27 protein-coding genes are annotated in these 26,673 nt (G+C 62.3%); 13 read left to right on the top strand and 14 right to left on the bottom strand.

What is annotated here, in order from left to right:
• The first annotated feature begins 108 nt into the window (after positions 1 to 108).
• Positions 109 to 948: an amidohydrolase family protein gene (locus BH682_RS07185; protein ID WP_223304639.1), complete on the top strand. Its 840-nt coding sequence runs from the start codon at positions 109 to 111 to the stop codon at positions 946 to 948.
• On the opposite strand, the gene BH682_RS07180 is transcribed toward BH682_RS07185, so the two are convergent.
• The 6 genes from BH682_RS07180 to BH682_RS37040 all read right to left on the bottom strand — a co-directional run bounded on the left by BH682_RS07180 (position 852) and on the right by BH682_RS37040 (position 5,317).
• Complete coding sequence (locus BH682_RS07180) at positions 852 to 1,334, bottom strand: DUF456 domain-containing protein (RefSeq protein WP_042924222.1); 483 nt, start codon at positions 1,332 to 1,334, stop codon at positions 852 to 854. The genes BH682_RS07185 and BH682_RS07180 overlap by 97 nt on opposite strands.
• Positions 1,331 to 2,566 (bottom strand): formate-dependent phosphoribosylglycinamide formyltransferase, encoded by a 1,236-nt coding sequence (purT, locus tag BH682_RS07175; RefSeq protein WP_003944342.1) that lies wholly within the window; start codon positions 2,564 to 2,566, stop codon positions 1,331 to 1,333. The genes BH682_RS07180 and purT overlap by 4 nt, the downstream gene beginning before the upstream one ends.
• Before the next feature lie 40 nt (positions 2,567 to 2,606).
• Positions 2,607 to 4,112, bottom strand: coding sequence for a GGDEF domain-containing protein (locus BH682_RS07170; protein ID WP_223304638.1), 1,506 nt, complete (start codon positions 4,110 to 4,112; stop codon positions 2,607 to 2,609).
• 240 nt (positions 4,113 to 4,352) lie between these two features.
• Positions 4,353 to 4,499, bottom strand: a complete 147-nt coding sequence (locus BH682_RS07165) for a hypothetical protein (RefSeq protein WP_007726811.1) — start codon at positions 4,497 to 4,499, stop codon at positions 4,353 to 4,355.
• A gap of 362 nt (positions 4,500 to 4,861) precedes the next feature.
• Positions 4,862 to 4,984: a hypothetical protein gene (locus BH682_RS37045; protein ID WP_019749478.1), complete on the bottom strand. Its 123-nt coding sequence runs from the start codon at positions 4,982 to 4,984 to the stop codon at positions 4,862 to 4,864.
• 210 nt (positions 4,985 to 5,194) lie between these two features.
• A complete protein-coding gene (locus BH682_RS37040; RefSeq protein WP_003944443.1) occupies positions 5,195 to 5,317 on the bottom strand; it encodes a hypothetical protein in 123 nt (40 codons plus the stop codon).
• 320 nt (positions 5,318 to 5,637) lie between these two features.
• Here BH682_RS37040 and BH682_RS07160 point away from each other — a divergent pair, with 320 nt between their 5' ends.
• From BH682_RS07160 to BH682_RS07150, 3 genes are all read left to right on the top strand, one after another.
• A complete protein-coding gene (locus BH682_RS07160) occupies positions 5,638 to 7,371 on the top strand; it encodes an ABC transporter ATP-binding protein (protein ID WP_021333951.1) in 1,734 nt (577 codons plus the stop codon).
• On the top strand, positions 7,368 to 9,434 hold the full coding sequence (locus tag BH682_RS07155) for an ABC transporter ATP-binding protein (RefSeq protein ID WP_003944426.1): 2,067 nt from the start codon (positions 7,368 to 7,370) through the stop codon (positions 9,432 to 9,434). Before BH682_RS07160 ends, BH682_RS07155 begins: the two co-directional genes overlap by 4 nt.
• Positions 9,435 to 9,541: 107 nt before the next feature.
• The gene (locus BH682_RS07150) at positions 9,542 to 10,642 is read left to right on the top strand and encodes a CaiB/BaiF CoA transferase family protein (protein ID WP_042924245.1); all 1,101 of its coding nucleotides are present in this window, start codon (positions 9,542 to 9,544) and stop codon (positions 10,640 to 10,642) included.
• 60 nt (positions 10,643 to 10,702) lie between these two features.
• Here BH682_RS07150 and BH682_RS07145 read toward each other — a convergent pair whose 3' ends face one another.
• Entirely contained in the window at positions 10,703 to 11,806 is a 1,104-nt protein-coding gene (locus tag BH682_RS07145; protein ID WP_054781779.1) for a class I SAM-dependent methyltransferase, read from the bottom strand.
• 47 nt (positions 11,807 to 11,853) lie between these two features.
• Positions 11,854 to 13,329, bottom strand: a complete 1,476-nt coding sequence (yczR, locus tag BH682_RS07140) for a MocR-like transcription factor YczR (RefSeq protein WP_019749471.1) — start codon at positions 13,327 to 13,329, stop codon at positions 11,854 to 11,856.
• A gap of 61 nt (positions 13,330 to 13,390) precedes the next feature.
• Here yczR and BH682_RS07135 point away from each other — a divergent pair, with 61 nt between their 5' ends.
• Both BH682_RS07135 and BH682_RS07130 read left to right on the top strand, forming a co-directional pair.
• Positions 13,391 to 13,621 (top strand): hypothetical protein, encoded by a 231-nt coding sequence (locus BH682_RS07135; protein WP_003944349.1) that lies wholly within the window; start codon positions 13,391 to 13,393, stop codon positions 13,619 to 13,621.
• Positions 13,622 to 13,666: 45 nt separating this feature from the next.
• Positions 13,667 to 14,137: a 5' nucleotidase, NT5C type gene (locus BH682_RS07130; protein ID WP_075832538.1), complete on the top strand. Its 471-nt coding sequence runs from the start codon at positions 13,667 to 13,669 to the stop codon at positions 14,135 to 14,137.
• 52 nt (positions 14,138 to 14,189) lie between these two features.
• Here the strand turns inward: BH682_RS07130 and BH682_RS07125 are convergent, their stop codons facing one another.
• The gene (locus BH682_RS07125; RefSeq protein WP_003944351.1) at positions 14,190 to 15,479 is read right to left on the bottom strand and encodes an adenylosuccinate synthase; all 1,290 of its coding nucleotides are present in this window, start codon (positions 15,477 to 15,479) and stop codon (positions 14,190 to 14,192) included.
• A gap of 283 nt (positions 15,480 to 15,762) precedes the next feature.
• Between BH682_RS07125 and BH682_RS07120 the strand changes: the two genes are divergently transcribed.
• From BH682_RS07120 to BH682_RS07110, 3 genes are all read left to right on the top strand, one after another.
• Entirely contained in the window at positions 15,763 to 16,437 is a 675-nt protein-coding gene (locus tag BH682_RS07120; RefSeq protein WP_080961056.1) for a hypothetical protein, read from the top strand.
• Positions 16,434 to 17,204, top strand: a complete 771-nt coding sequence (locus tag BH682_RS07115) for a site-2 protease family protein (RefSeq protein ID WP_075832536.1) — start codon at positions 16,434 to 16,436, stop codon at positions 17,202 to 17,204. The genes BH682_RS07120 and BH682_RS07115 overlap by 4 nt, the downstream gene beginning before the upstream one ends.
• Before the next feature lie 70 nt (positions 17,205 to 17,274).
• Positions 17,275 to 17,763: a GNAT family N-acetyltransferase gene (locus BH682_RS07110; protein ID WP_007726792.1), complete on the top strand. Its 489-nt coding sequence runs from the start codon at positions 17,275 to 17,277 to the stop codon at positions 17,761 to 17,763.
• Positions 17,764 to 17,863: 100 nt separating this feature from the next.
• Here the strand turns inward: BH682_RS07110 and BH682_RS07105 are convergent, their stop codons facing one another.
• Together BH682_RS07105 and BH682_RS07100 are read right to left on the bottom strand one after the other, a co-directional pair.
• On the bottom strand, positions 17,864 to 19,102 hold the full coding sequence (locus tag BH682_RS07105; protein WP_075832534.1) for an HNH endonuclease signature motif containing protein: 1,239 nt from the start codon (positions 19,100 to 19,102) through the stop codon (positions 17,864 to 17,866).
• A gap of 92 nt (positions 19,103 to 19,194) precedes the next feature.
• Entirely contained in the window at positions 19,195 to 19,692 is a 498-nt protein-coding gene (locus tag BH682_RS07100) for a winged helix-turn-helix transcriptional regulator (RefSeq protein WP_003944415.1), read from the bottom strand.
• Between the two features lie 58 nt (positions 19,693 to 19,750).
• Here BH682_RS07100 and BH682_RS07095 point away from each other — a divergent pair, with 58 nt between their 5' ends.
• Positions 19,751 to 21,166 (top strand): MFS transporter, encoded by a 1,416-nt coding sequence (locus BH682_RS07095; RefSeq protein WP_042452157.1) that lies wholly within the window; start codon positions 19,751 to 19,753, stop codon positions 21,164 to 21,166.
• Positions 21,163 to 22,332: a thiolase family protein gene (locus BH682_RS07090; protein WP_075832532.1), complete on the top strand. Its 1,170-nt coding sequence runs from the start codon at positions 21,163 to 21,165 to the stop codon at positions 22,330 to 22,332. Before BH682_RS07095 ends, BH682_RS07090 begins: the two co-directional genes overlap by 4 nt.
• Before the next feature lie 28 nt (positions 22,333 to 22,360).
• Here the strand turns inward: BH682_RS07090 and BH682_RS07085 are convergent, their stop codons facing one another.
• Entirely contained in the window at positions 22,361 to 23,017 is a 657-nt protein-coding gene (locus BH682_RS07085) for a class I SAM-dependent methyltransferase (RefSeq protein ID WP_075832530.1), read from the bottom strand.
• A 240-nt stretch (positions 23,018 to 23,257) separates the two neighbouring features.
• Here BH682_RS07085 and BH682_RS07080 point away from each other — a divergent pair, with 240 nt between their 5' ends.
• Positions 23,258 to 24,199 carry a DUF808 domain-containing protein gene (locus tag BH682_RS07080; RefSeq protein WP_054826588.1) on the top strand — a complete coding sequence of 314 codons (942 nt, stop codon included), beginning with the start codon at positions 23,258 to 23,260 and terminating at the stop codon, positions 24,197 to 24,199.
• On the opposite strand, the gene BH682_RS07075 is transcribed toward BH682_RS07080, so the two are convergent.
• Positions 24,196 to 25,149, bottom strand: coding sequence for a helix-turn-helix transcriptional regulator (locus BH682_RS07075; RefSeq protein WP_075832528.1), 954 nt, complete (start codon positions 25,147 to 25,149; stop codon positions 24,196 to 24,198). The two genes, BH682_RS07080 and BH682_RS07075, sit on opposite strands and share 4 nt — an antisense overlap.
• A gap of 64 nt (positions 25,150 to 25,213) precedes the next feature.
• Between BH682_RS07075 and BH682_RS07070 the strand changes: the two genes are divergently transcribed.
• Positions 25,214 to 25,678 (top strand): pyridoxamine 5'-phosphate oxidase family protein, encoded by a 465-nt coding sequence (locus BH682_RS07070; protein ID WP_047269507.1) that lies wholly within the window; start codon positions 25,214 to 25,216, stop codon positions 25,676 to 25,678.
• On the opposite strand, the gene BH682_RS07065 is transcribed toward BH682_RS07070, so the two are convergent.
• Complete coding sequence (locus tag BH682_RS07065; protein WP_007726784.1) at positions 25,668 to 26,597, bottom strand: cation diffusion facilitator family transporter; 930 nt, start codon at positions 26,595 to 26,597, stop codon at positions 25,668 to 25,670. The two genes, BH682_RS07070 and BH682_RS07065, sit on opposite strands and share 11 nt — an antisense overlap.
• Positions 26,598 to 26,673: the final 76 nt, after the last annotated feature.

Raw genomic sequence — 26,673 nt, 5'->3', positions numbered from 1 at the left:
TGCGCGGAAGTAACTGAACAGAAGCCCTCCACCGGCCCGACGCGACCCAGGTCACATCGGGCCGGTGGTGTGTGCAGGGACCCAGGGCAACAGGGCAAAATAGACCCCGTGTTTGACGCCCATGTGCATATCATCGACCCGCGCTTCCCGCTGGTCGAGAATCACGGGTACCTGCCTGAGCCCTTCACCGTGGCCGATTACCGGGCCCGGATTGCCTCGCTGAAGGGCCTCAGCGTTGACGGCGGCGCGGTGGTGACCGCGTCGTACCAGGGCAATGACCAGGAATACCTGAAAGCTGCCTTGTCCGAACTTGGCGAAGGCTGGGTGGGCGTCACTGCTTTGCCGCTCGATGCGACGGATGAAGACATCGTTGCTCTGGACGCACTGGGAGTACGTGCCGTCCGGTTCAACCTGCGCCGCGGCGCCACCGACCTGCGTCTGCTTGCCGATCTTGCCAACCGCGCATTCGATCTGGTCGGTTGGCACGCCGAGTTCTACGTCGATGCCACGCTGTTGCTGTCGTTGGAACCGGTCTTCGCCAAATTGCCCGCGGTGAGCATCGACCATTTGGGAATGTCCACCCGCGGACTGCCGTATCTCCTCAACCTCGTCGACCGCGGAGTGCGCGTCAAAGCCACCGGGTTCGGCCGCACCACCATCTCCGACGTCAGCGATGTGCTGCGCCAGATCCACGCGGTCAATCCCGCTGCGCTGATGTTCGGCACCGATCTACCCGGTACACGGGCACGTCGAGCGTTCGAGGTCCACGACCTGGACGTGATCGCCGACGCTGTCGGCGACGACCTGCCCGCGGTCATGTGCGACAACGCCCGCTCCTGGTACCGCTGCGCTCAGGTGAACGCAACGGCTCCCAGCCACAGCCCCGCCGCGATCAGCGCTCCGAACAGTTCCACCAGCATGGACAATCCGACTGCCTTCACCGCGTGAAGCGTCGACGACCAAGCGATGTCGTAACGGCGCAGCCGCGCTAGTTCCGCGAAATACGTTCCGACGATGAATCCGAGGAACAACCCCACGACCGGAATCACGAAGAACCCGATGATGCCGACGACGCCGCCGACCACCACCGACAGGTTGGGCACTCCCCCGGACTTCATCCGCTTGCCCGGCCACGTGTACTTCACGATCCCGGTGACCACCAGTGCCAGCGCGGACAGCGCGAACACCGTCCACGCCGTGGCACCACCGGTCATGATCGCCCACACCAGAATTGCACCGAAAACGAGAAGCGTCCCCGGGAGAATCGGAACGACGACACCGATCAGACCGACCAGGATGACCAGCCCGACGAGGACCTCGGCCGCTGGACTCATCCGACGGGACGCACCTTCGACGCAGCCTCGCGAGCACGGTCGCGTGCAGTAGGCACATCGGCGGCCGTCGACACTGCAACACCCATGCGACGACGCGTGAAGCTCTCCGGCTTGCCGAAGAGCCGCAGGTCCGTCTCGGGAACCGCGAGCGCCTCGGCGACGCCGTCGAATCCGATCCCCTTTGCCTCCACTCCGCCGTAGATCACTGCCGATGCTCCCGGAGACGTGAGCGTCGTGTCGACCGGCAAGCCCAGGATCGCGCGGGCATGCAGTTCGAACTCCGAAAGTCGCTGCGTCCGCAGAGTCACCAATCCGGTGTCGTGCGGCCGTGGGCTCACTTCGGAGAAGAAGACGTCGTCGCCCTTCACGAATAGCTCGACGCCGAAGATGCCTCGCCCGCCCAGAGCCGTGGTCACCTTCTCGGCGACGTCTCGGGCCGAGGCGAGGGCAACCGCGGACATCTGCTGCGGCTGCCACGATTCGATGTAGTCTCCGGCCTCCTGCAGGTGCCCGATCGGTTCGCAGAACGACGTCTCGACCTGACCGCTCTCACCGACGGCTCGAACTGTCAATTGCGTTATCTCGTAATCGAAATCGACAAAGCCTTCGACGATCACCCGGCCGTGATTCACACGACCTCCGGCCATCGCGTAATCCCATGCGGCGTCGAGATCTTCGGCGGATCGAACCGTCGACTGTCCCTTCCCCGACGAGGACATGACTGGCTTGATGACGCACGGGAAACCGATTCGGTCTGTCGCTGCCTGCACTTCGGCAAGCGAGTCCGCGAAAGCGTACGGCGAAGTGGGCAGGCCCAACTCCTCGGCCGCGAGCCGACGGATTCCCTCACGGTTCATCGTGAGCTGGGTGGCTCGGGCGGTCGGAATGACCACCGCACCCCCGCGTTCTTCGACGAGTGCAAGCGCATCCGTCGCGATGGCCTCGATCTCGGGAACCACGAAGTGAGGCTTTTCCAACTCGATGACGGCAAGCAGTGCTTCCGGATCGGTCATGTCGACGGTATGAGCACGATGAGCCACCTGGTGCCCAGGGGCATCGGGATACCGATCCACCGCAATCACTTCGACGCCCAGACGCTGCAGCGCGATGACAACTTCCTTACCCAACTCGCCTGATCCCAACATCATCACGCGGATGGAGTTCTCGGTCAGTGGGGTTCCGAATCGGAGCGGAAGCGTCGGCAGGGGCGAAGGCGTCGAATCAAGCTGCATGGGTGCGACTATATGCCAATCCCGATGCAGGTCAGCGCGGTTATCGGCCGTCCACCACACCTTCGCGGCCAAATCCTCGCCGGATCGTTCGGGGTAGCGCAGGTTTGCGATAGGTGTGGGTGGCAGTGTCCGGCTCGGAATTCCGTTGCGGCACGGTGTCGTTGCCGACGCGGTGCACTTTCACGAGGTTGCGCCCAGCACGCTTGGCGTCGTACAGAGCCTCGTCTGCGACGCTCATGAGGGTCGACAGCGCCGGCGTCGCATGATCGACCCACGCGACGCCGACGCTGACGGTGCTCGTCACATCTGATTCGGCCGAGTACTCGACTTGCGCGCCGCGGACCGCCTCGGCGACATCGATTGCTCGCGCGTAGCTGCAGTCCGGAAGCAGAACGGCGAACTCCTCGCCGCCGAGCCTTCCGATCAGATCGCCGTCCGACAATCGGTCAGCGGCCCGCTCGGCGAAGTTCGCGAGAACGCTGTCACCGGTCATATGTCCATGCGTGTCGTTGATGCTCTTGAAGTGGTCCAGGTCGAGCATCAGCAGGCCGACCGGAGATTGTGTGCGAGTCGCGTCGGCAAGTTCCGCTTCCGCGTGGCCGAGGAACGCACCGCGCGAGAGGACCCCGGTCAGATGGTCGAATTCGACGGCAAGGAAGAGCTCACGCTCGGCAGCACGGCGTTCCTCGGTCGCACAGGCAACCGCTATCGGCCCCAACGCGATCAGGGTGACCGCTATGGATGTGATGACGTCCTCGTTCCACGTCGAGGCGGCTTGATCTCCGATGTCGAGTCGACCGCTACCCGCCATCATGAGTGACCACACCGACCAGACCACTGAAACGAAGGCAGTGCTCGGAACCGAGATGCGAGTGGCACACCAGAGGAGAGCTGGAATCGGCAAGACCAGCGCAATCGGCCCTTCGATACTGAGGGCGATCGGCACGCAGGCTGCAGTGGCGAGTAGCGGAACGCTCAGAGCGGCGACAGTTCTGGCGGTCAGTTTCCTGCGGAACTCGGCAAGACTCGATGGGATGGTGAGAGTGAGAATGAGAGGAAGGACCAGCAGGTACGCCATGACCTCGGTGGCACCCCAGTGGAAAAACGTGTCGGCAAAGGACTGACCGCGTAAGAGCCGGTCCAAGGCGCCGGCCGTGGCCGCGGTACCAGTCGCCGCGACGAACGAAACGAAGACCATCCATACCAGCGACTGCGAATCGACCAATCGGAACGGTGTGCGCTTCAAGTAGTACAGAACGAGAACACCGAGCGTCACTCCGGCGAGGTTGGCCCCGTTCAGCTGCAGGGCAAGCGACAGCGAGTTGCCCGTAATCAGGTCAGCGCAGACGTATCCGACGGCCGCGGCGATCCACGTCCGCCATTCGATCAGGACCGGCCATCTGACCATCATTCCCAGCAGAATGGCGTTGGCGCACCAGAAAGTCGCGAGCAAACCTGGTGGGCGCGTGAGGATGCCGATCAACGATGCCGCAAGTACGACGGCCAGCACTAGGAGAAGGCGCAGAAAGCGACTCGTCCCTACCATGCGTCACCTCGCGGTCGGCTACCTCTGAATTCGGGAGCACCGGACGTCGCGGTGACCGTATGCCGATGTCGTCGAACCATCGTACGCAGGTGCTGCCACTCGCAGTTCTGTGTTCACATGCCAAAACGGCAGCTGCGACCATCTCCGCAAACACGAGTGCCCTCCGGCCACGACAGTGGACAGAGGGCACCTGCATGCAATCCGATCGGCAGAGCCGAATGGACCTGCCGGAAGGGATGACTACTCGGCGGATCCGCTGGACAGACCCGAGAGTGAACCGGTGGACGAGCCCTCGCCCTTGCCGGACAGCGATTCGGTGGGAACGGACTTGAGGAAAGCTCCGAGCGCGGTGAGCAGGGGTCCGAGGGTGCTGAGTGATCCGAACATAGGAGGTTCTCCTGTATGTGAGGTGATGTGATGTTCCAGCGCCATTCCGGCCGCAGGCGGTGGCCGAGATGGTTCGGGAACTTCTGCCGCACGGATGGCTGAACCGCCCCCCGAACAACATCCCGAGCTGTGATGTAGCGCACTTACTTGGCGCTGCCTGCATTTATAGACCGGCTTTCCACACTTGTCTAGCTACCTAATAGCTATCAATGCGGACTTTCGGTCACACCTTTACGGATAATTGCAGTTCAAAGCGCAAATTCACCCTCTAGAATGTCCCATAATGTGATTTAGATCACAGTGAAAAGCCGAAAAGTGTGACCCGCAGACAACTGCGAGCCACACTTTCGGACAAACTGGACTTACTTATCGGCCGCCGATCCCGTCCCAGGGGTGAGAGAGCCACCACCGAGTGCCGTGAACAGGTCCTTGAGCACCGGAATGAACGTCTTGACGACGCCGCTGAAGTCTTCGAATGAACCCATGTCGGGCCTCCTTTTGTCGGAATGCAGTTGAGATGAAGTGAGGACCGAGAACTACTCGGCGGCCGAACCGGCCGAACCCGAGCCGTCTGCCGATCCCGCGTTCAACTTGGTCACGAATGCAAGAACGCTCTTGAGGAAGGCGTCGAGATTCTGAATCGAGGTCATGCGACTACTCCTGTGTTGTTTCGGAAGATTTCTCGAGGTCGAACGTCAGGAGTTCGAGCTCGCGGTGTCCAGCCCCTGAAGGGTTTTGAGCATGTTGACCAGGGGCAGAAGCTGGAGAATGCCCCAGCCCATACCGTTGGCCTTGAGGAGGTTTCCGAGGGATCCCATATGTGACTCCTTGCATGAATATCTATGACGCGGCGCACGTTTTGTTCGCTGCACGTTTTTGTAGCCAAGCTAAATACGTACGTCCAGTTTGTTTCTGTCCAATCGAAAACGTGACACATTGGATGAATATGTAAACCTGCAGTTCAGGTGCTGTGACCTGAATCCAATCTCGAATTCGAGTGTGTTCGAGATCACAGTCAATTAGGACAAAAGGATGCAATCGTCAGAGTCGGTGCCAACCTCGACCGCGATCTGTCATACCGTGTGCGTGTGATCAATCGCGAACGAGTGGCAACCGAGGCAACTCACCGGGAACCGTCGTGCTAGCAAAACTCCTCAAGACGTACCTGCCGCCGTACCGCTGGTTGCTTGCCGGGGTCCTCGCACTGCAACTCTTCGGGGCCATCGCGTCGTTGGTCCTCCCCACACTCAACGCGCGGATCATCGACGACGGCGTCGCCCGAGGCGACACCGGATTCATCATGTCCACCGGCGGGATCATGCTCCTGGTCTCGCTTGCGTCGATCATCGCGTCGGTCGCATCGACCTATCTGGCTGCAAAATCGTCGATGGGCTTCGGCCACGACGTTCGAGGCGCCTTTTACAAGGCAGTCGGCAGTTTCTCGGATCGCGAATTCAACAGTTTCGGTGCGCCGACGCTGATCACACGCAACACCAACGACGTCCTGCAGATCCAGGCCCTGGTCATGCTGACGTCCTCGATGCTCGTCAGCGCCCCACTTATGTGCATCGGCGGCATCATCATGGCTCTGCGCGAGAACCTGCAGATGTCCTGGCTCCTGACGATTTCGGTACCACTGCTCGGCATCACCGTCTCGGTCGTGGTGGCCAAGCTGATCCCGCATTTCCGGACGATGCAGACGCGGATCGACAACATCAATCGATCACTGCGCGAACAGCTCACCGGTATGCGTGTCATTCGCGCCTTCGTTCGCGAACCCGACGAAACGATCCGCTTCGACAAGGCCAACAAGGAACTGACCGACACTTCGCTCCTCATCGGCCGGTACCAGGCGGTTCTGCTGCCCACCGTCATGTTGATCGCCAACCTGTCGAGCGTCGCGGTGCTGTGGTTCGGCGCGCATCTGGTCGATACCGGAGACATGCAGATCGGCCAGATCAGCGCCTTCCTCGCCTACGTCATGCAGATCCTGATGTCCGTGGTCATGGCGACCATGTTGGCCGTCGTGATCCCCCGCGCGGCCGTGTGCGCCGACCGCATCACCGAAGTACTCGACACCGAGCCGACCGTGCCCGCGCCGGCCCAGCCCCTTCGCCCGACCAGCCCCTACGGCGTGGTCGAGTTCGGTGGAGCCGGATTCACGTATCCGGGAGCTGAAACGCCGGTCCTGTCGAATGTCTCGATGCGATGCATGCCAGGAACGGTCACCGCGATCGTCGGCAGTACCGGTAGTGGCAAATCGACCCTCGTCTCACTCATCCCCCGACTGTTCGACGTCACGGCCGGCGCCGTCTTGGTCGACGGCTTGGACGTCCGTGGCTGGGATCAGGACGAACTCTTCGCCAACTTCGGATACGTGCCCCAGAAGGCCTATCTGTTCGCCGGCACGATCGCGAGCAATATCCGCTACGGAAACCCGACCGCCACCGACGACGACATCTGGGCAGCCCTCACCATCGCCCAGGCAGACGACTTCGTCCGGGAACTCTCCGACGGTCTCGAGTCACCGATCGCGCAGGGCGGCGGCAATCTCTCGGGCGGACAGAAACAACGTCTCGCCATCGCCAGAGCGGTGGTCCGCAGACCCCGGATCTTCGTCTTCGACGATTCGTTCTCCGCTCTCGACATGCATACGGACGCCGCGGTCCGACGCGAACTCCGGACGGTTTCGACTCATTCGACGGTCATCATCGTGGCTCAGCGCGTCGCGTCGATCATCGATGCCGACCAGATCATGGTCCTCGAAGACGGTGCGCCGGTCGGCCTCGGCGACCATCAGTTCCTTCTGGCCAACTGTCCGACGTACCAAGAGATCGTGGCTTCCCAGATTCCCGCGGAGATGAGCGCATGACCAGCCCGCAGGACCCGACATGGGGCGGCCCCAACAGCCAGTACTTCGACGATGCCCCGACGGTGGTGTTCGCCAAGATCCCGAGCGAACCTGAATCCGCGGACGGGGATGCGAAGTCGAGTAACCCCGAGACCCCCGACAAAGAGCCGAAGCCCGCGCTGACCGCGACGGACACCAAACCTCGCCACTTCAAGGCGACGATGAAGCGGCTTCTCTCGCTTCTGCAGCCGCACAAGTTTGCAGTCTTCTGTGTCGTCGTTGCGACGATCGCCAGCATCGCGCTGTCGGTCGCAGTGCCGAAAATCCTCGGTCACGCGACAGACCTCATCTTCGCCGGGTTCATCGGCAAGAGCCTGCCCGCCGGACTGACCCGCGAGCAGGCCGCAGACGCCATCCGGGCATCAGGGAATTCGACGTTCGCCGATCTTGTCGCCAACTCGACCGACGTCGTTCCCGGTGTGGGTCTGAACTTCGACGCCATCGGCAAAGTCGTCATGCTCGCGATCGGCGTGTACTTGCTCTCGTCGCTGCTTGCCTGGTTGGAAGCATTCCTCCTCAACATCATCGTCCAGAAGACCATCTACAACCTGCGTGCCTCGGTGGAGGCGAAGCTTCACCGTCTCCCCCTTCCGTATTTCGACAAGACACCGCGCGGCGAGATCCTCAGCCGCGTCACCAACGACATCGACAACATCTCGTCGACGCTGTCGTCGACGTTGACCTCGCTCCTGACGTCGGTGCTCACCGTCCTCGGCGTCCTGACGATGATGTTCGTCATCTCTCCGATGCTCGCCCTGATCGCACTGATCGCGGTGCCGGTATCGGTGCTCCTCGTTGCCAGGGTCGCCAAGCGAGCACAGGTGTTGTACAAGGCTCAGTGGACCGAGACGGGCAAGATCAACGCGCAGATCGAGGAGAACTACAGCGGTCGCGACCTGGTACGCGTGTACGGGCATCAGGCCGAAGCCGAGCGTGAATTCGCCGAGCAGAACAAGAAGCTCCTCGACGCGTCCTTCGGCGCACAGTTCCTCTCCAGCCTGATCATGCCGGTCATGAACTTCGTCGGAAACATCACCTACGTGCTGCTCGCTGTGGTCGGCGCTCTCAAGGTCGCCAGCGGCAACATGTCACTCGGTGACGTTCAGGCCTTCATCGTCTATTCGCGCCAGTTCAGCCAGCCACTGACGCAGATCGCGTCCATGTCGACCAGCCTGCAGTCCGGAGCCGCGTCGGCGGAGCGGGTCTTCGAGCTTCTCGACGAACCCGAGCAGTCGCCCGACATCGACGTGCCGCTCCTCCCCGAGCCCGCCGGACGTCATCGCAACGTCGGTCACATCGAGTTCGAGAACGTCTCGTTCCGGTACGAGCCGGACAAGCCGTTGATCGAGAACGTGTACCTCACGGCCCGGCCCGGGCAGATGGTCGCCATCGTCGGGCCCACCGGTGCCGGCAAGACCACCTTGGTCAACCTGCTCATGCGCTTCTACGAAGTCGACTCCGGCCGAATCACTCTCGACGACGTCGACATCTCGCAGATGCGCCGCTCCGACTTGCGCAAGCACGTCGGCATGGTTCTGCAGGACACCTGGCTCTTCGGCGGCACGATCCGCGACAACATCGCATACGGCCGACTCGACGCCAGCGAATACGAGATTCACGAAGCCGCACGCGCTGCCTTCGTCGACCGCTTCATCCACACCCTCCCGGACGGGTACGACACCGTGCTGGACGAGGAGGCGTCGAACATCAGCTCCGGCGAGAAGCAGCTCATCACGATCGCTCGTGCATTCCTGTCGGAGCCGTCGCTGCTGATTCTCGACGAGGCGACGAGCTCGGTCGACACACGTACGGAACAGCTTGTGCAGCAAGCAATGTCCGCGTTGCGCGTCGGGCGGACCAGCTTCATCATCGCGCACCGGCTTTCGACCATCCGTAACGCCGATCTGATCGTCGTGATGGAGGCGGGCAAGATCGTCGAGCAGGGCACACACGACGAACTCATCGCAGCGGCGGGCGCGTACTTCCGTCTCTACAACGCTCAGTTCGAGGGTGCCGCCGTCTAGTGATCGGCGCCTCCCTCGGTGGACACAGTGCCCCGGAGCACACCTGATCGATTCGACACGTTACCGTCGGGTCAGAAGTGTTGTCACCGTCTGAATTGGGAGTGCGTGTGTCTGCAGAAGCTGTGGAGAAGAAGGGCCCGCTCGCGGGCATTCGGATCGTGGAATTCGCTGGATTGGGACCGGGCCCGCACGCCGCGACACTGTTGGCGGACATGGGCGCCGACATCGTCATCGTGCAGCGCGCAGGGCAGATTCCGCAGGACTCGAACGCAACCGACCAGATCAAGCGCGGCCGCCGCATCGTCGAGGCCAACCTGAAGGACCCGGCCGACGTCGCGAAAGTGCTCGATCTCCTGGGCCGCGCCGACGTCCTCATCGAGGGTTTCCGCCCCGGCGTCATGGAACGCATGGGACTCGGACCCGACGTGGTCTCGGAGCGCAATCCGCGCCTCGTCTACGCCCGTATGACGGGCTGGGGACAGGAAGGACCGCTCGCCAACGCCGCCGGTCACGATATCAACTACATCTCACTGACCGGTGTCCTCAACGCCATCGGACGCAAGGGTGAACGTCCCGTGCCGCCGCTCAACATGGTCGGCGATTTCGGCGGCGGTTCCATGTTCCTGATCTTCGGCATTCTGTCGGCTCTCGTCGAGCGCTCGACGTCCGGTAAGGGCCAGGTCGTCGACGCGGCAATGGTCGACGGAACCCTCGCGCTCTCCCACATGATGTGGGCATTCCGCGGTCGCGGCGTCTGGTCCGACGAGCGCGGCGTCAATCTCCTCGACACCGGCGCTCCGTTCTACGACACCTACGAGACCTCCGACGGCAAGTACATGGCCGTCGGATCCATCGAACCGCAGTTCTACGCATTGCTGCTCGAGGGCCTCGAACTCGATCCCGCGACGCTCCCTCACCAGATGGACACGTCCAAGTGGGACGACATGAAGAAGCTCTTCACCGAAAAGTTCCTGTCCAAGACTCGCGACGAGTGGGCCAAGATCTTCCTCGGCACCGACGCCTGCGTCTCCCCTGTCCTGACTTTCGCCGAGGCTCCGTCCAACGAACACATCGCAGCCCGCGGTTCGCTCATCGAACTGGACGGCGTCACCCAGCATGCTCCCGCACCGCGCTTCTCGCGCACGCCCACCACGACGCCTGCTGCGCCAGCGCGTGAGGCGACGGATATCGATACGGTCTGGACCTAGGGCCTTCGGCCCCTGTGCGCCTTTTTGGTAGTTACTGCAACCAAAAAGGCGCACGGGGCGTCAGCCCAACCTGTAGAACCTGAACATCTCGTGCTCGATCGGCAGCACGTCCACCCGCTCGAAACCTGCCGCCTTGGCATAGCTTTCGAGTGTCGAGTGCCTCATCACCGTCCCGGTGGCAATGCTTCCCGGATGCGAAAGACTGTCCGGTAAGCAGCAGGTCAGCGAAAATCCGTACAGCAATTGCTCGATCGGACCCGCCTCGGGATCGAACTCATCCGCCGTTCGTTCGTCCATCACGATCACCGGAGCGCCCGGCTGGGCAATCGCCCGAGCCGTGGACAGAAAACCCACCGGATCCGGAACGTCGTGAAGGCACTCGAAAGCGAAGACGGCGTCGTAGGTCCCGGCATCGGCTCGCCCGGCCTCAGGAGCCTGTCCGGCGACGTCGACCAACGAGAAATGCACGCGGTCGTCCACCCCCCGATCATGAGCGTTACGACGGGCAGCGTTCACCGACGCCGCGTCGACGTCGAAGCCGTGCACTTCGATCTTCGGGTATCCGAGGGCGAGCGCGATCGACGACCAGCCCTCCCCCATCCCGAGATCAGCGACCTGCCCGCCGTCCGTAAGTGTGGCGTGCAGGTCGGTGACTACCGGCAGAAACTGCTGACAGAGCTGCTGGAGATACATCGGCCGGTTCAGCAGTGCCTGACCCTCGCGAGCATCGGGGCCCATCGATTCCCACGTGACTCCCCCGCCGTGACGATAAGCGTCGAGTAGACGTGGCATCGACGACGTCGTCGCGACGAACAGCCTCGCCAACGGCGCCAGGAAAAGAAGGTTCTCGTCGTCGACCAGAACATCGGCGTGGGCCTGCGGCAGGCTGTACCGGCGATCGGCATCCGAATTGACGTCCACATAACCGGCGACGGCCTGCTGCTCGAGCCACTCCCGCGCATATCTTTCGACGGTCCCTGTCCGGTCCGCCAGCTCCGTCGACGTGAGCGGGCCGTGATCGCTCAGCGCGCGGTACCAGCCCAACCGGTCGCCCAGATACACGGCCTGCAGTTCCGATGCCCCGAGCGTGGCCGCGAACAATCGTTCTGCGAGCGCTTCCGCCGCACTGGTTCCCGCTGCGCCTGTACCGTCTACCGCCGTCATGCCCTACCTCCTGGTTTCACACCACTTTCAGGGTGTGTACCCAGTTCTCAGACGACGACCATTCGTTGGTCTGCCGTGTCGCGATCCGTCGCGAGAGTGTCGTACGCAGCGGCGATGGACGCAACGCCGCGAATGAGGTCCTCGGGAGAACGTGCGTACGGCACGCGGATGAATCGTTCGAACGCACCTTCTACGCCGAAACGGGGGCCGGCGGCAAGGAGTACGCCGAAGTTGGGTGCCACCGCCGCCAACGCCGTCGAGACGGGCGCGGACATTCGCATCCAGACCGACATTCCGCCGGAACCGATGGTGGGACGCCAGTCCGGCAGATGCTCGGCCACCGCACCGAGGAGTACCGCACGCTGTTCTCGCAGAACTTCGCGACGCTGTTCGAGCAACGAGCGGTCGTCGGCGAGCAAGTAGGCGGCTGCCAACTGATCCATGACGGGAGTACCGAGGTCGACCGCGGCACGCGCCCCCACCAACTGGGTGATGAGCGCGGCATCGGCGCGAATCCAACCGACACGTAGCCCGCCCCACAGCGACTTCGCGGTCGAACCGAGCGTCACCACTTCGGTTTTCGCTGCGCCTCGCCCATGTGAGGCGACCGGCGCCGGCGGTGGTGCGTCGAGCCACAGATCCACCATCGTCTCGTCGACGACCAGAGTCATTCGCGTTTCGTGCGCAATCTTCGCAAGCTCGGCGCGGCCGGAAGAGTCCATGCAGAGGCCGGTCGGGTTGTGAAAGTCAGGGATCAGGTATGCCATTCTGGCTGCGGTTTGCCTTGCTGCACTTCGAATCCCGTCGAGATCCCAGGCTCCGGCTGCCGCGAACTCCGGTCGGACCGGAACCGGTACGGGCCGAGCGCCGTTTCGCCGAATCGCTTCCAGCGCATTGGGGTACGTCGGATGATCGACCAGCACTCGCTCGCCGGGTGAGGTGAGCACCGACAGCAACAATCGAAGCGCATGCTGCGCACCCGAGGTCACCATGATCTGTTCGGCGGTGGTGGGAAGACCCCGCGCCGTGTAGCGCTGCGCGATCACGTCACGCAAGTCGGCGATCCCGACCGGTTCCATCCCGTGCGTGGGCAGGAAGTTCGGAAGTTCCTGCAGCGCAGACGCATACGCCAGTTCGACCTGAGCGGCGGGAGCTGCCATCGCCGCGTAACTGAGGTCGACGACGGGTCCACTCGGCCCGGGTTGATGGGAGCGGAACATCAACCCGTTCGGCCGCGCGCCGGCAGGCAATGCCACGGTGCTTCGCGACCCCTGCCTGCTGATCAGGTACCCCTCGTCTCGCAGCACCGAGTACGACGACGTGATCGTGGTTCGACTGAGTTCGAGTACCGCCGCAAGTTCACGCTCACTCGGCAGTGCGACTCCCAGCGGAACGCGACCGTCGTGCACGAGCAGGCGGATACCGTCGGCAAGCGCACGGTACGCGGGCCTGCGTCCGGACTCTTCCTGCCAGGATCCCAGATCGCGCGCAAGCGAACGGGCACCGAGAACTCGAGTCATCATGCAGTCCAGTATCGACAACTTGGCTATGTAACTCAATACCAGTCGAGTTGATCATATGTCCATGACTACCTTCGCAACCCTGATCGGCATCGGACTCTTCGTGGCACTCGTCTACTTCTTCGCGCCCGCTGAAGGTGAAGGTACATACATTCGTTTGGAGCAGTTTCGCCTGGCAGCACCCCTCGGCGGCATCTTCCACGACAAGACTTCAGACCGCGAGAACGACGCTGTGAGACCCCCGTGCGATTGTGATCAGGGGGAAGAATTCACTGATCTCAGTCCAGTTGCGTAAAACTGGACTCTTTTCGCACTCAGAAAGTCTCCAGAGAGGGTTCCCATGCCGGCTTCCAAAAAGATTCTCTATATCGATCTCGACAACACCTTGGTCAACTTCCAGTCGGGCATCGATCGCCTGACCCACGGCGTCCGAGAGAAGTACCAGAACGACCTCGACGAAGCGCCGCACATCTTCTCTCGCATGGATCCTCTCGACGGCGCTATCGACGCCTACCACCAACTGGCACAGCAGTTCGACACCTACATCCTCTCGACAGCGCCGTGGAAGAACGCCACAGCCTGGCACGACAAGGTTCTGTGGGTACAAGAGCACCTCGGAATGGAGGAAGGCAGCGTCGCATACAAACGTCTGATCCTCTCGCACCACAAACACCTCAATCGTGGCGACTACCTCGTCGACGACCGCGGAGCAAACGGAGCAGATCGATTCGAGGGCGAGTGGATCAAGTTCGGCAGCACCAAGTTTCCCGACTGGAAGACTGTCACCGCGCACTTGTCGAAGCTGGCTTGAAACACGAAATCCCCGCTCATGCTTGCATGAGCGGGGATTTCGAGGGAACGAACTAGCGGACGATCTCGCGCCGGACGATCGTTTCGTCGCGGCCGGGGCCGACACCGATGCAGGAGATGAACGCACCCGAAAGCTCTTCGAGCCTAAGCACGTAGTTCTGCGCATTCTGCGGCAGTTCCTCGAAGGTGCGAGCCTCCGAGATGTCTTCCCACCAGCCGGGCATCTCTTCGTAGATGGGCTTGGCGTGGTGAATGTCGCTCTGTGACATCGGCATTTCGTCGTGGCGGACACCATCCACCTCGTACGCGACACAGATCGGCACGGTGTCGAGGCTGCTCAGCACGTCCAGCTTGGTGAGGAAGTAGTCGGTGATGCCGTTGACGCGCGTCGCGTAGCGCGCGATGACAGCGTCGAACCATCCCGTACGACGAGCGCGTCCGGTGGTGACACCGACCTCGCCGCCCTGCTTCGCCAGGTATGCGCCGTGATCGTCGAACAGCTCCGTCGGGAACGGACCGGAACCGACACGCGTCGTGTACGCCTTCAGGATGCCGAGCACGGTGGTGATCTTGGTGGGACCGATTCCCGAACCGACCGCCGCACCACCCGAAGTGGGGTTGGACGAGGTCACGTACGGGTACGTGCCGTGGTCGACGTCCAGCAGAGTGCCCTGCGAACCTTCGAGCAGAACGGTCTCGCCGCGCTCGAGGGCGAGGTTGAGTTCCAGGCGCGTGTCCGAGATGCGGTGCTTGAAACCCTCGGCCTGCGTCAGTACCTCTTCGACGACCTGCTGCGGGTCGAGTGCCTTGCGGTTGTAGATCTTGACCAGCACCTGGTTCTTGAATTCGAGTGCTGCTTCGACCTTCTGGGTCAGGATCTTCTCGTCAAGGACGTCCGCGGCACGGACACCGACACGGGCGATCTTGTCCTGGTAGCACGGGCCGATACCGCGGCCGGTCGTGCCGATCTTCTTCGCTCCCAGGAAGCGTTCGGTGACCTTGTCGATGGCCACGTGGTACGGCATGATCAGGTGCGCATCAGCAGAAAGCAGCAGGCGGGACGTGTCCACGCCGCGCTCTTCCAGGCCTGCCAATTCGGTCAACAACACACCCGGGTCGACGACGACACCGTTACCGATGACGTTGTTGACGGCGGGGGTGAGGATTCCGGACGGGATGAGGTGCAGTGCGAACTTGTCACCGTTCGGCAGAACCACGGTGTGTCCGGCGTTGTTACCGCCCTGGTATCGCACGACCCACTGAAGCTGCTCGCCCAGTAGATCTGTAGCTTTGCCCTTACCTTCGTCGCCCCACTGGGCGCCGATCAGGACGATTGCCGGCATGACGTTGTCTCCTACGGTCGACGTGCAGCAGTTGTCCCGCCGCATTGGTACTGCCTGGCTTCCGCGCACATGATGCAGCGCCGAACTGTTGCAGTGACCGAAGGAGCAGTCTAGCCCAGAGCATCAGACCAGACCTGACGGTCCAGAATTTGGCCGGTGACCATCACGATTGCGAGTCGACACAGAGACTCGCACTAAGATCGTCGGCAGTGATTCGGACGGCCATTTCGGGGAAGGGTGGCGAGGTCCCACTACCCGAGAAGAAGTCTTGATCGAGCTAGGAGTGGCTTTGACCCCTGTGGTGCTCAAATGTGGCGATTCGCCGGTTCCACTCCCCCTGGGTGAACTCACGTCGTTCACTGTCCCTGAACTTCCGGAGAAGCAAGACTTCGACGAGGCACTGTCCCAACTGCAGGTCGTGACGGAGCCTCGCTTGATCGTCGTGGGTAACGACGGCGCGTTTGCCGCGGCATTGACGCGGTTGATGCGATTGGAGCGACTCAACGTCGAACTCGCCTACGTCACCGAGAACAGGTCCGACGCAACCGACGCGTACAAACTCGCGACCGGTGCACGAGCTGCGCGCACGGCCTTGAAAGGCACAGTCCACACCGTGCCGCTCATTCGCGACGACGCCGGAATCGCGCTGGTAGGTGCAGCAACTGTCACGGGTCCGGCGGATGCAGACGAACTGATCGGCGAGGCCTACGTCGACGACAACAAGCTGTTCTCCGGCACAGTCCCCGGCATCCGGATAGTGCCGAGCCCCAAGCTCCCCGGGATCAAGGCATCAGTCGACCGCAAGAGCCGCTGGAGCGGGCGACGCTGGCTGGAAGGCCGAGCCATTCAACTGGGCTCGCCGGCAGCGCGACTGGTTCGCGACGGGGTGGCCAACCCACGCGATCTGAAGCGTTCGACCTTCTACCGGCACGACAAGACTTGGTTGTTGGTCAGGTGAGAACCGGAGCAGCACGGTCGGCGGTTCGGCCGAGCCCTGTCTTCCTCGGCGTCGTTGCGATCACTGTCATCGCCGGAATCGTCGCTTGGAACTCGACGTGGGGTTCCATCGCGGGCCGCGCGGGTGTTTTTGTCCTCGTGGTTGCCGGCTGGGTGGTCACGCTCTGCTTGCACGAATTCGCGCATGCCTATCTGGCGTGGCGTCATGGAGACACCGACGTCGAGGCTCGTGGCTACCTGACGCTCAACCCGCTCAAGTACAGCCATCCGATGCTCTCGATCGGTCTGCCGGTGCTGTTCATCGCATTGGGCGGCATCGGGCTTCCCGGCGGCGCCGTGTACCTGCGCACCGGGATGTTCCCGCCCAAGGTGCAGGCCCGAATATCGCTCGCCGGTCCGTTCACGAATGCCGTCGCCGCCGTGATCCTCCTCGTCGTCATACGTACGTACGGCTCATCGGCCGAGCATCTGACGTTCTGGGCCGGCCTCAGTTTCCTGGCTTTCTTGCAGGTCATGGCAACAGTTTTGAACCTGCTCCCAGTCCCGGGTCTGGACGGTTACAACGCGCTGGAGCCCTACCTCGCACCCAATACACGGCACCAACTCGACCAGTTCAAGCCGTACGGACTGCTCCTGCTGGTTGCGCTCCTGTTCGTCCCACAGATCAATGTCGTCTTCTTCGACGCGATCTACTGGACCTTCGAATTGAGCGGTGTGTCCGACTACTACGCCATGCTCGGTAACGCCCTCATGCGTTTTTGGACGTGATCGAGTGCGCTGGAGGAGACTCGTGAGAGTCTGACATTTCAGACATTCATTCTTCTTCAGGGGAGCATCGATGATTGCGACGTCATTTCAGTCCGGCGGAGTGGAGTACACCCTCACGCGGGCCGAGATTCGACACGTGGAGGCACTGATCGACTTGCTCGCCGACGACCCGATCGGCAGCACCCGGGAGACGACCAACCCCGAAGCCCGAACGATCTACGAGGACGCGTTCAAGCGAATCGACGAGGATCCGGCTCAACTTCTCGTCACCGTTCTGGTCGGCGACGCGGTAATCGGCACAATGCAATTGACCTTCATTCCGGGTATGAGCCGGATGGGTGCCACGCGACTGCAGATCGAAGCTGTTCGCGTCCACGAGGACTACCGAAGTAAAGGCATCGGCAGTTCGATGATCCGATGGGCCTGCGAAGAAGGTGCCCGGCGCGGCGCGTTTCTGGCGCAGCTCACCTCGGATCAAACTCGCAAGGAAGCTCACGACTTCTACGAGCGACTCGGATTTGTGGCCTCCCATGTCGGGTTCAAGAAGTCACTGAGCTGACGCCCTGCCACAAAACTCCCAAACTCGGGGACTCCCAAACGCGAGCTCGAGCACCGGGGCATGGTTGTGCCCCGGTGCTCACGTCTTCAGTTGTCGCGATTCACGCCGCGGTGGGCGGACTGTTCCCGCCGATGGGCCGCTGATACGGATCAATCGACATCGGTGGATAGAACACTGTTTTTCGGTCGGGGCCGATCTCGACCCGCCATTCGGTGTGGTGCAGCGTTCGATGATGATGACCGCACAACAAGGTCAGATTGTCGAGATCTGTTGGGCCACCATCGTTCCAGTGAACAATATGATGGGCATCGCACCACCCCGGCGGTGTCCCGCACCCCGGAAACGCGCAACCACCATCACGAACCGCCAACGCCCGCCGCTGCGGAACCGTCGCCGTTCTCGCTTCCTTGCCGCAGTCGAGCGGAACACCATTCTCGTCCAACAAAATCCGCGTCACGGTGCAGTCGCACGCCAACATCCGCGCGGTATCGATACTGATGGGGCCCACCCAATCCGCCCACGCGAAACCCAGTTCCTCGGTGGACGGCAACAGGTCTTTCAGAACTTTAAGGTCCGTCATATCTTTTGCCGACGCGGTCACCGTGATGTGCGGTTTCACTCCGCCCTCGATCGGACCCAACCCCGCCCGCTCGTACCGCTGCAGTAAATCGCAGAACCCATCCGCACGCCGTAATGCAGGCGTGCGTGTGTCCTTCACGCCGTCTTTTTCCGGTGTCGGCGCAGACAGGCTCGACAACAACGTGATCAACCGGGCCCCGTTCACAGCATCCAGATCACCCTTCACGGTCACCCGCCCGTACAAGCCTTTCGAGGCGTAGAACTCGTTGCGCTCCGAATCCTCACCCACCGGGACGCCGTCCTCACGCCTGCCGTACTGGTTCTCGATCCGCCGGATCGCCACTCGCACCGCATCACAATCCGCAATGTTCTTCGACGCCAGGCCAAGCAGGATCCCGCGAGCCGTCTCCACGTCCGCCGGCGTCATGTTCTTCGGCGGATGCTGACAGAACGACGCCACCTGCCACGCCTTCAACGCATCCACGTCACCACGGTGAAACGCATCGCCGACAACAGGTTCGAGCATCAACAACCGCGCCAACCCGACCAGCAGACTGCACTCACCGATCTCCAGATTCGTCGAACCATGCAACCACTGTGCGATCGCCCGAAAACCCTTCCCGCCGAGAACCTCACGGGAAAACATCTCCACGATCAGCAACACCATCCGCGACTGCAACTCGTGTCGGGCGCGCACCAGATCCAGAACCTCACCCTTGAGGTCCTCGCTATCCAGTTGCCATGCTTCCCGACTGTCCATGCTCAAAGTTTAATCGAACATACTTTCGATAACCAGAGACAAACCGGACAACTTCAAGAAGACCTACACTCGAGAGCTGTTGAGATGCATCGCTATTCGCGCAACCGCCGACGCGATTCGTTGACAGAGACTCGCAACTCCCCCAAAGGCACTTCACGACCCGACTCACTGCGCACCTCGACGCGAACGCGCTCACCAGTAGCGTCGTCGGCCACCTCCAACGGTCCACCTTTTCCGCCGTGCAGATACTTGTCGCCCCACTGCATCAGCGCGAGAACCGCCGGCAGCAGGTCACGGCCCTTCTCGGTGAGCACATACTCGTGCCGCGTCCGCTTTCCAGGCTCCTTGTACGGCACACGCTCGAACAGTCCCGCCTCAGTGAGTTCTTTCAGCCTCGCCGACGCAACCGCCTCGGTGATGCCGACTCGCGACGCGAAGTCGTCGAAACGCGTTGTGCCGTAATAGGCCTCTCGCAGAATGAGCATCGCGGATCGAGTGCCGACCACTTCCATGGCCCGCCCGATCGAACAGTGCGTGGCCCGCCAGGCGTCGCGATCTTCGAGCACTCCGGTCAGTCGTACAGCGTCCATGCAATTCACCATACCCCCTGGCTTGCCATAACCATAGCCAGAGTCTAGATTGCTGACTATGGAACTTCATAGCCAGCCGGTGCGGACCGGACCCCTGCTCGCGATACTGTCGGGGGCGCCGTTTGTCGCCAGCCTCGATCTTTTTGTGGTCAACGTGGCCTTCGGCGACATCGCCAAGAGCTACCCAGGTCACTCGCTGGGCGAGTTCAGTTGGATCCTCAACAGCTACGCGATCGTCTACGCCGCACTGTTGATACCCCTCGGACGCTGGGCGGACAGGATCGGGCACAAGCGCGCCTTCATCGCCGGCCTCGCACTGTTCACCCTCGCCAGCGCCGCCTGTGCCTTCAGCCCGTCCTTGTGGGCACTGGTGGCCTTCCGTATCGTCCAGGCAGTCGGCGCCGCTGCGCTCACCCCGGCCAGCCTCGGGCTTCTGATCAATGCGCTTCCCGCCGCGAAACGTCAATCCGGCGTTCGCATCTGGGCAGCCGCCGGCGCTGCAGCAGCTGCATTCGGCCCTGTCGTGGGCGGCATCCTCGTAGAGGCCTCGTGGCGCTGGGTCTTCCTGATCAATGTTCCAGTGGGCATCGTGTTGCTCTACTTCGCAGTCCGACTCGTACCGGATACAACACACAAGGACCCCGATGCCGGTATCGACTTCGTCGGCGCTGCCCTCCTCACCGTCGGAATCGGCTCTCTCGCCCTGGCACTCGTCCAGGGTCCGGACTGGGGATGGACCGACAATCGCGTTCTGATCGCCTTCGCCGTGGCCGCCGTGACACTACTCTCGTTCTGGTGGAGCAACTCTCGTCACCGGACTCCGTTGATTGCTCCGGATCTTCTGAAGATCCGCTCGTTTGCCTGGTCCAACGTCACCGCCATCCTGTTCAGCGCAGCATTCGCCGCGGGTCTTCTCTCGAACATCCTGTGGCTCCAGGAAGCCTGGGGATACTCGGCTCTGCGAACCGGTTTCGCCGTCTCACCGGGTCCACTTCTCGTTCCGCTGTTCGCCATCGCCGGCGGATCGCTGACGCGCAGGTACTCGGCGGGACGCGTCGCCGCACTCGGCAGCCTTCTGTGGGCAGTCGGAACCGTACTCGTTCTCGTCTCGGTTGATACGACGCCCAACTACGCGACCGGACTCCTACCAGGCTGGATCATCGCCGGGATCGGTGTCGGTCTTGCCCTGCCGACCATTCTGTCGCAGGCCACGGCGGATCTGGCACCTGCCAGATCGGCCACCGGTAGCGCAATCGTCAGCATGAGCCGACAGATCGGAACCGTTCTCGGCGTGAGCGTTCTGATCGCGGTTCTCGGCTCTGCTGTCGACTACGACACCTTCCGCCAGGCCTGGTGGGTGATCTTTGCCGTCGCGCTTGTGTCTGCCCTGGCATCACTGGGAATGACGCCTGCGACCACACCCACCCCGGTTGTCCCTGTTGAATCCGCCATCCCTGAAAGGAATTTGTCATGAGAGACGCAGTTATCGTCGAAGCCGTTCGCACTCCGATCGGCAAGGGAAAGGCGAACGGCGCCCTGCACGGCATCAACGCCGTCGACCTCCTCGCCCACAGCCTCAAGGCGGTAGTCGAACGCACTGGAATCGATGCAGCATTGATCGACGACGTCATCGGTGGAGCGGTAAGCCAAGTCGGTGAACAGAGCCAGAATGTCACTCGCACTGCCCTTCTCGCCGCAGGCTACCCTGAGTCGGTACCGGGAACCACCGTCGACCGACAGTGTGGAAGTAGCCAACAAGCAGTTCATTTTGCCGCTCAGGGCGTCATTGCCGGTGCGTACGACATCGTTGTCGCTGCCGGAGTCGAGTCGATGAGCCGAGTCCCTATGGGCTCGAGCAGCATCGGGCGCGAATCACTCGGCGTGGGTTTCGAAGAGCGCTATCCGGACGGTCTGGTACCGCAGGGCATCAGCGCCGAATTGATCGCCGCCAAGTGGGGACTGAGCCGCACCCAACTCGACGAGTTCTCGGCGTCGAGTCATCGGAAAGCCGCGCTGGCAACCGAGAGTGGTTACTTCACCAAGGAACTCGCCACGCTCCCGCAGCTGTCGGTCGACGAGGCCATCCGCCCCGGCACCACGGTCGAGACCCTGGCCGGCCTACGGATCGCCTTCAAATCCGACTACTACGCACAGCGATTCCCACAGATCGACTGGTCCATCACCGCGGGCAACAGCAGCCCGCTTTCGGACGGCAGTTCGGCGGTGATGATCACGACCAGTGAGATCGCCGCGAAACTCGGCCTCACCCCGAAGGCACGATTGCACAGCTTCGCAGTTGCCGGCGACGATCCGCTCTACATGCTCACCGCGGTCATCCCGGCTACGCAGAAGGTCCTGGCCCGTGCGGGATTGACGGTCTCGGACATAGATCTGTTCGAGGTCAACGAGGCCTTTGCCCCAGTGGTCCTCTCGTGGGCAGCGGACACCGGCGTCGACCTGTCCAAGGTCAACGTCCACGGCGGCGCCATCGCGCTCGGCCACCCACTGGGCGGCAGCGGAACGCGGATCATGACCACCCTGGTCAACGCGATGGAGCAGCGCGGCGCGCGCTACGGACTCCAGACCATGTGTGAGGCAGGTGGGTTGGCCAACGCGACCATCCTGGAGCGCCTGGGCTGAGCAATCCCCGATGGACGGCATTCCGACATCAGTGACCGAGTGCCGTCCATTCGGGATCCGGCTTGCGCGCAACGACCCGAAACACGATTCCGCCCCGGCCGCTGCGCTGCACCTCGTCGATCAGGAAACCGGCGTTTTCGAGGTATTCAACCGGTTCACGGGTGAGATGATCGGCACCGAACCGAACAAAAAGCGGTTCGACGACCTTCATCAACGTACGAGCAACAACGTTCTTGCTCGGTCCGTGCTCGGCGAGGACGAATCGACCACCGGGTACCAGGACTCGAAATGCTTCGTTCGCAACTCGGTACGGATCGGGGATCGTGCAAAAGGCGTAGGTCGAGACCAACGTGTCCACGCACTCGTCGGGAACATCGAGTGCTTGCACGTCTCCGAGTCGTAGGTCGACTTCGGTCTTCACTCCTTCGGAGACCTTGAGCCTGGCCTGATCGAGCATCGCAGTCGAGATGTCCACGCCGATGACGTAATCGACGTCGTCTCCGTAGAGAGGCAGGTTCAGTCCGGTACCCACGGCGATCTCGACCACGCGGCCATGCGCCTGGTCCACGGCCCATTTCCGGGCGTCACCGAGCACAAAGCGTTCGAAGCGCCCGATCTGTCGGTCGTAGTGCGCCGCCATTGCGTCGAAAGTCTTGGCGACCTGTGCAGTGTCTGGTTCACGCATAGTGCCCCGTTTCGATCGATCTTCTGTGCAGTCTTACACGCGAGCACCGGGTCGGGAAGACCTTTCGTGACGAAGGGCAACCGACCTCGCGAGGTCGTCCCTGACGGATGCCCCCGGTATCGTTCCAGGTGACCTGACCTCACCTACGACGATCATGGATAGAGACCTCGTGCGATCAAGTAACTGCGTCACCGGTTCGGTCCGGCCACCTTTTTCCACTGATTCCACTGGAGGTCTGTGATGGCCGGCGGACTCTTCGCCCTGCTCGACGACGTCGCAGCCCTGGCTCGCATGGCTGCCGCCTCGATCGACGACGTTGCCGCCGCAACCGGTAAGGCGACCGCCAAAGCGGCCGGCGTGGTCATCGACGACGCAGCCGTCACGCCGCAGTACGTCCGTGGGCTCGCAGCCGAACGCGAGTTGCCCATCATCAAGCGCATCGCCATCGGATCGCTGCGCAACAAGCTGCTGATCATCCTTCCGATCGCCCTGCTGCTGAGTCAGTTCCTCCCCTGGCTGCTGACGCCACTGTTGATGGTCGGCGGCTGTTACCTCAGCTACGAAGCGGTTCACAAGATCTGGGGTGCAATCTTCGGCCACGGTGACCACCACGAGGCCGCTGACGAGCATCCTCGCGACGAAGAAGCAGTGGTTTCGGGCGCCGTCCGCACCGACCTGATCCTGTCCGCCGAGATCATGGTGATCGCACTCAACACCATCGCAGGCGAAGGCTTCTGGAGCCGATTGGTGATCCTTGCCGTCGTGGCGGTCGTCATCACCGTGGTCGTCTACGGCGTCGTCGGACTGATCGTGAAGATGGACGACATCGGATTGAAGATCGCCGAGACGTCGTCTGGCTTCACCCACAAGGTCGGCCGAGGCCTCGTTCGCGGCATGCCTCACGTGATGTCGGTGCTCTCGGTGGTGGGTACCGCCGCGATGCTGTGGGTCGGTGGCCACATCCTGTTGGTCGGCATCGACGAACTGGGCTTCCACCCGCTCTACGACGCCGTTCATCACGGCGAAGAAGCAGTCAGTGACATCGCCGGAGTCGGCGGGGTACTGGCGTGGATCGTCAACACACTTGCGTCGGCGGCACTGGGTCTGGTGGTTGGCGCCGTCATCGTCGCCGCTCAACTGGGTATCACTCGCCTGCTCGCAAAGCGTTCTGCAACGGCCTAGTCACTGCGAGTGTGGCGGAGCACCATCTGCTCCGCCACGGTGCGTATCCCTTCACGCAAAGACGAGGGTTCGAGCACCTCGACGTCGGCTCCCAGCCCGATCAACTGGGAGAGCGCGACATCTTCGCTCTCGAGTTTCAGCTCGGCACTGACCCATCCGTCGTCGTCCTCGGGCCCCACTCCGACGGCAGCGGCGAGCTCTCCCACCACATCGGGGAGCCTGCGCCTCCCCTCGGGCGACAACCGCACCCGGCAGTAGAAGCGAAGCAGCGACCGGTCGAACTCGGCCATCGACGCTGCCCACCACGACGGCAGGTCGAAATCCGCCGGGCGGGCGAACGAATCATCCTCTACGACGGCGTTTTTGATGCGGCCGACCCGGAACGAGAGCGTACGTCCGTTCATCCCCGCCACCAGATACCAAACACCGGCTTTGATGACCAGACCCAGCGGATCGACCGTCCGCTCGCGATCGCGATAGGCGAAGCGCAGTCGACGCGAGTCCAGCACAGCGGATGTGACGATCGGAAGCGCCGAGATGTCGTCGACGCCGCCGAACCAACCCGGAACGTCCACGAGAATGCGGTCCTGCCACAGTCGTGCACTCTCGCGCAGGGGACCGGGCAGGGAGCGGAGCAGTTTGGCCCCCGCCGAACCGACGGCGTCGGATCGCCCGAGATCTGCAGCGATGGACGGCACACCCAACAGCATGAGTGCGGACGTCTCGTCGTCCGTCATGCCGGACAACTTGGACTGCCATCCGTCGAGCAGACGGATGCCACCACCAGGGCCGCTCTCGGTCCAGATCGGCACACCGGCAGCCGACAACGAGGCCACGTCGCGGTAGATCGTCCGCACTGACACACCGAACTCGTCGGCCAACTGCTCGGCGACGACGCCGCGACTCCCCTGCAAACGCAGCATGAGTTGGAGTAACCGCGCGGATCTCATGGACCGAACATTACCGAGAATCACTGACAGAAGTTGTCAGGAATAGGGGTGCACAATGACCGTCATGGTCACCTGGAAGCAGTTCTCCGAAGAAGTACCCGCTCTTGCCGACGCGGTCCAAGCACGATTCAAAGCCCACAAGCATCACGTCCTCGCAACGCTGCGCAAGGACGGTTCACCACGGGTCAGCGGCACCGAAGTCGAAATCCTCGACGGGCGTCTGGTGCTCGGTTCGATGTTCGGCGCACTCAAGGCGAAGGACCTCATCCGTGACGGGCGCTACGCCCTCCACAGCAATCCCGGTGAGCACACCATGGAGGGCGGTGACGCGAAGATCGCCGGACTCGCACGCGAGGTGACCGGCGACGAGTTCGAAGCCGTGCTCGCAAGCTACACCTACGAGGTTCCGAAGCCTCTGCACCTCTTTGTCCTCGACATCGACGAGGTGGTGCACACGACTGTCGACGACGAACACATGTATGTCGACCTCTGGAAGCCGGGCAAAGATATCACCCGCTTCACCAAGTGACGTTCTTCTCGCAGTGCTCTCCGTTGGCACACGATTCCACCTGGACGGTGGCGTGGGAAAGACCGTGACTCTCGAGGACGGTGCGCGCGGATTCCAGAACGTTCGACGAATTCGCGTCACTGGTCAGGTGGACCGTGGCGACATCCATGCCGGTGGTGAGAGTCCAGACATGTAGGTCGTGGACACCCATCACGCTCGGCAGCGCCGCCAGGTCGGCCTCGACTGCTTCGACGTCGACGTCGGCCGGCGACGCCTGCGTCAGAATGCGCAGCGATGCTGCGGCCAGTTTGATCGCACGCGGCACCACCCACAGCGAGATGAGAACACCGACGACGACGTCTGCCCACGTCCAGTTGAACAGCAGGACAAGGCCACCGGCGATCAGAACGCCGACGCTACCGACGGCGTCGGCAAGCACTTCGAGGTAGGCGCCACGCACGGCCAGGCTGTCCTTGGAATCGCCGCGCAGCATCAGCATCACGACGATGTTCGCGGCCAGGCCGGCGGCCGCCGTGATGATCAGGGCGCCGCCCGGGATCTCGGGTTCGTTACCGATGCGGCCGATTGCCTCGTAGAAGACCCAGGCGGCGACGGCCAGCAGCATCACCGCATTGGCCATGGCGGTCAGCACTTCGGCGCGGTGCCAACCGAAGGTCCTGGCCGCGGTGGTGCTGCCCCTCTTCGCGAGCAGCAGCGCCGTCAGTCCCATGGCCATACCCACCACGTCTGTGAGCATGTGACCGGCGTCGGCAAGCAGAGCCAACGAGTTGATCAGGATGCCGACCGTGGCCTCCAGTACGAGGAACGCAACGAGGATCGCAAGCGCGATCGCCATTTTTCTGATGCGTTGCGGTGACGGTCCTACGCCGACCGAATCTGCTGCCGAGTGGCCATGTGAATGACCGTGCCCTGCTCCCATTTGTCCTGTTCCCTCCCAAGTCCTTCTCAGAGCATATGCATACATTCGCATACATACAATGAGTTGCTCAGTGAGC

It is taken from the genome of Rhodococcus sp. YL-1 (assembly GCF_001942025.1).
Lineage (GTDB): Bacteria > Actinomycetota > Actinomycetes > Mycobacteriales > Mycobacteriaceae > Rhodococcus_F > Rhodococcus_F qingshengii.
Note: the sequence above shows the minus strand (reverse complement) of the source record. Positions and strands in the feature narration are given on the sequence as shown.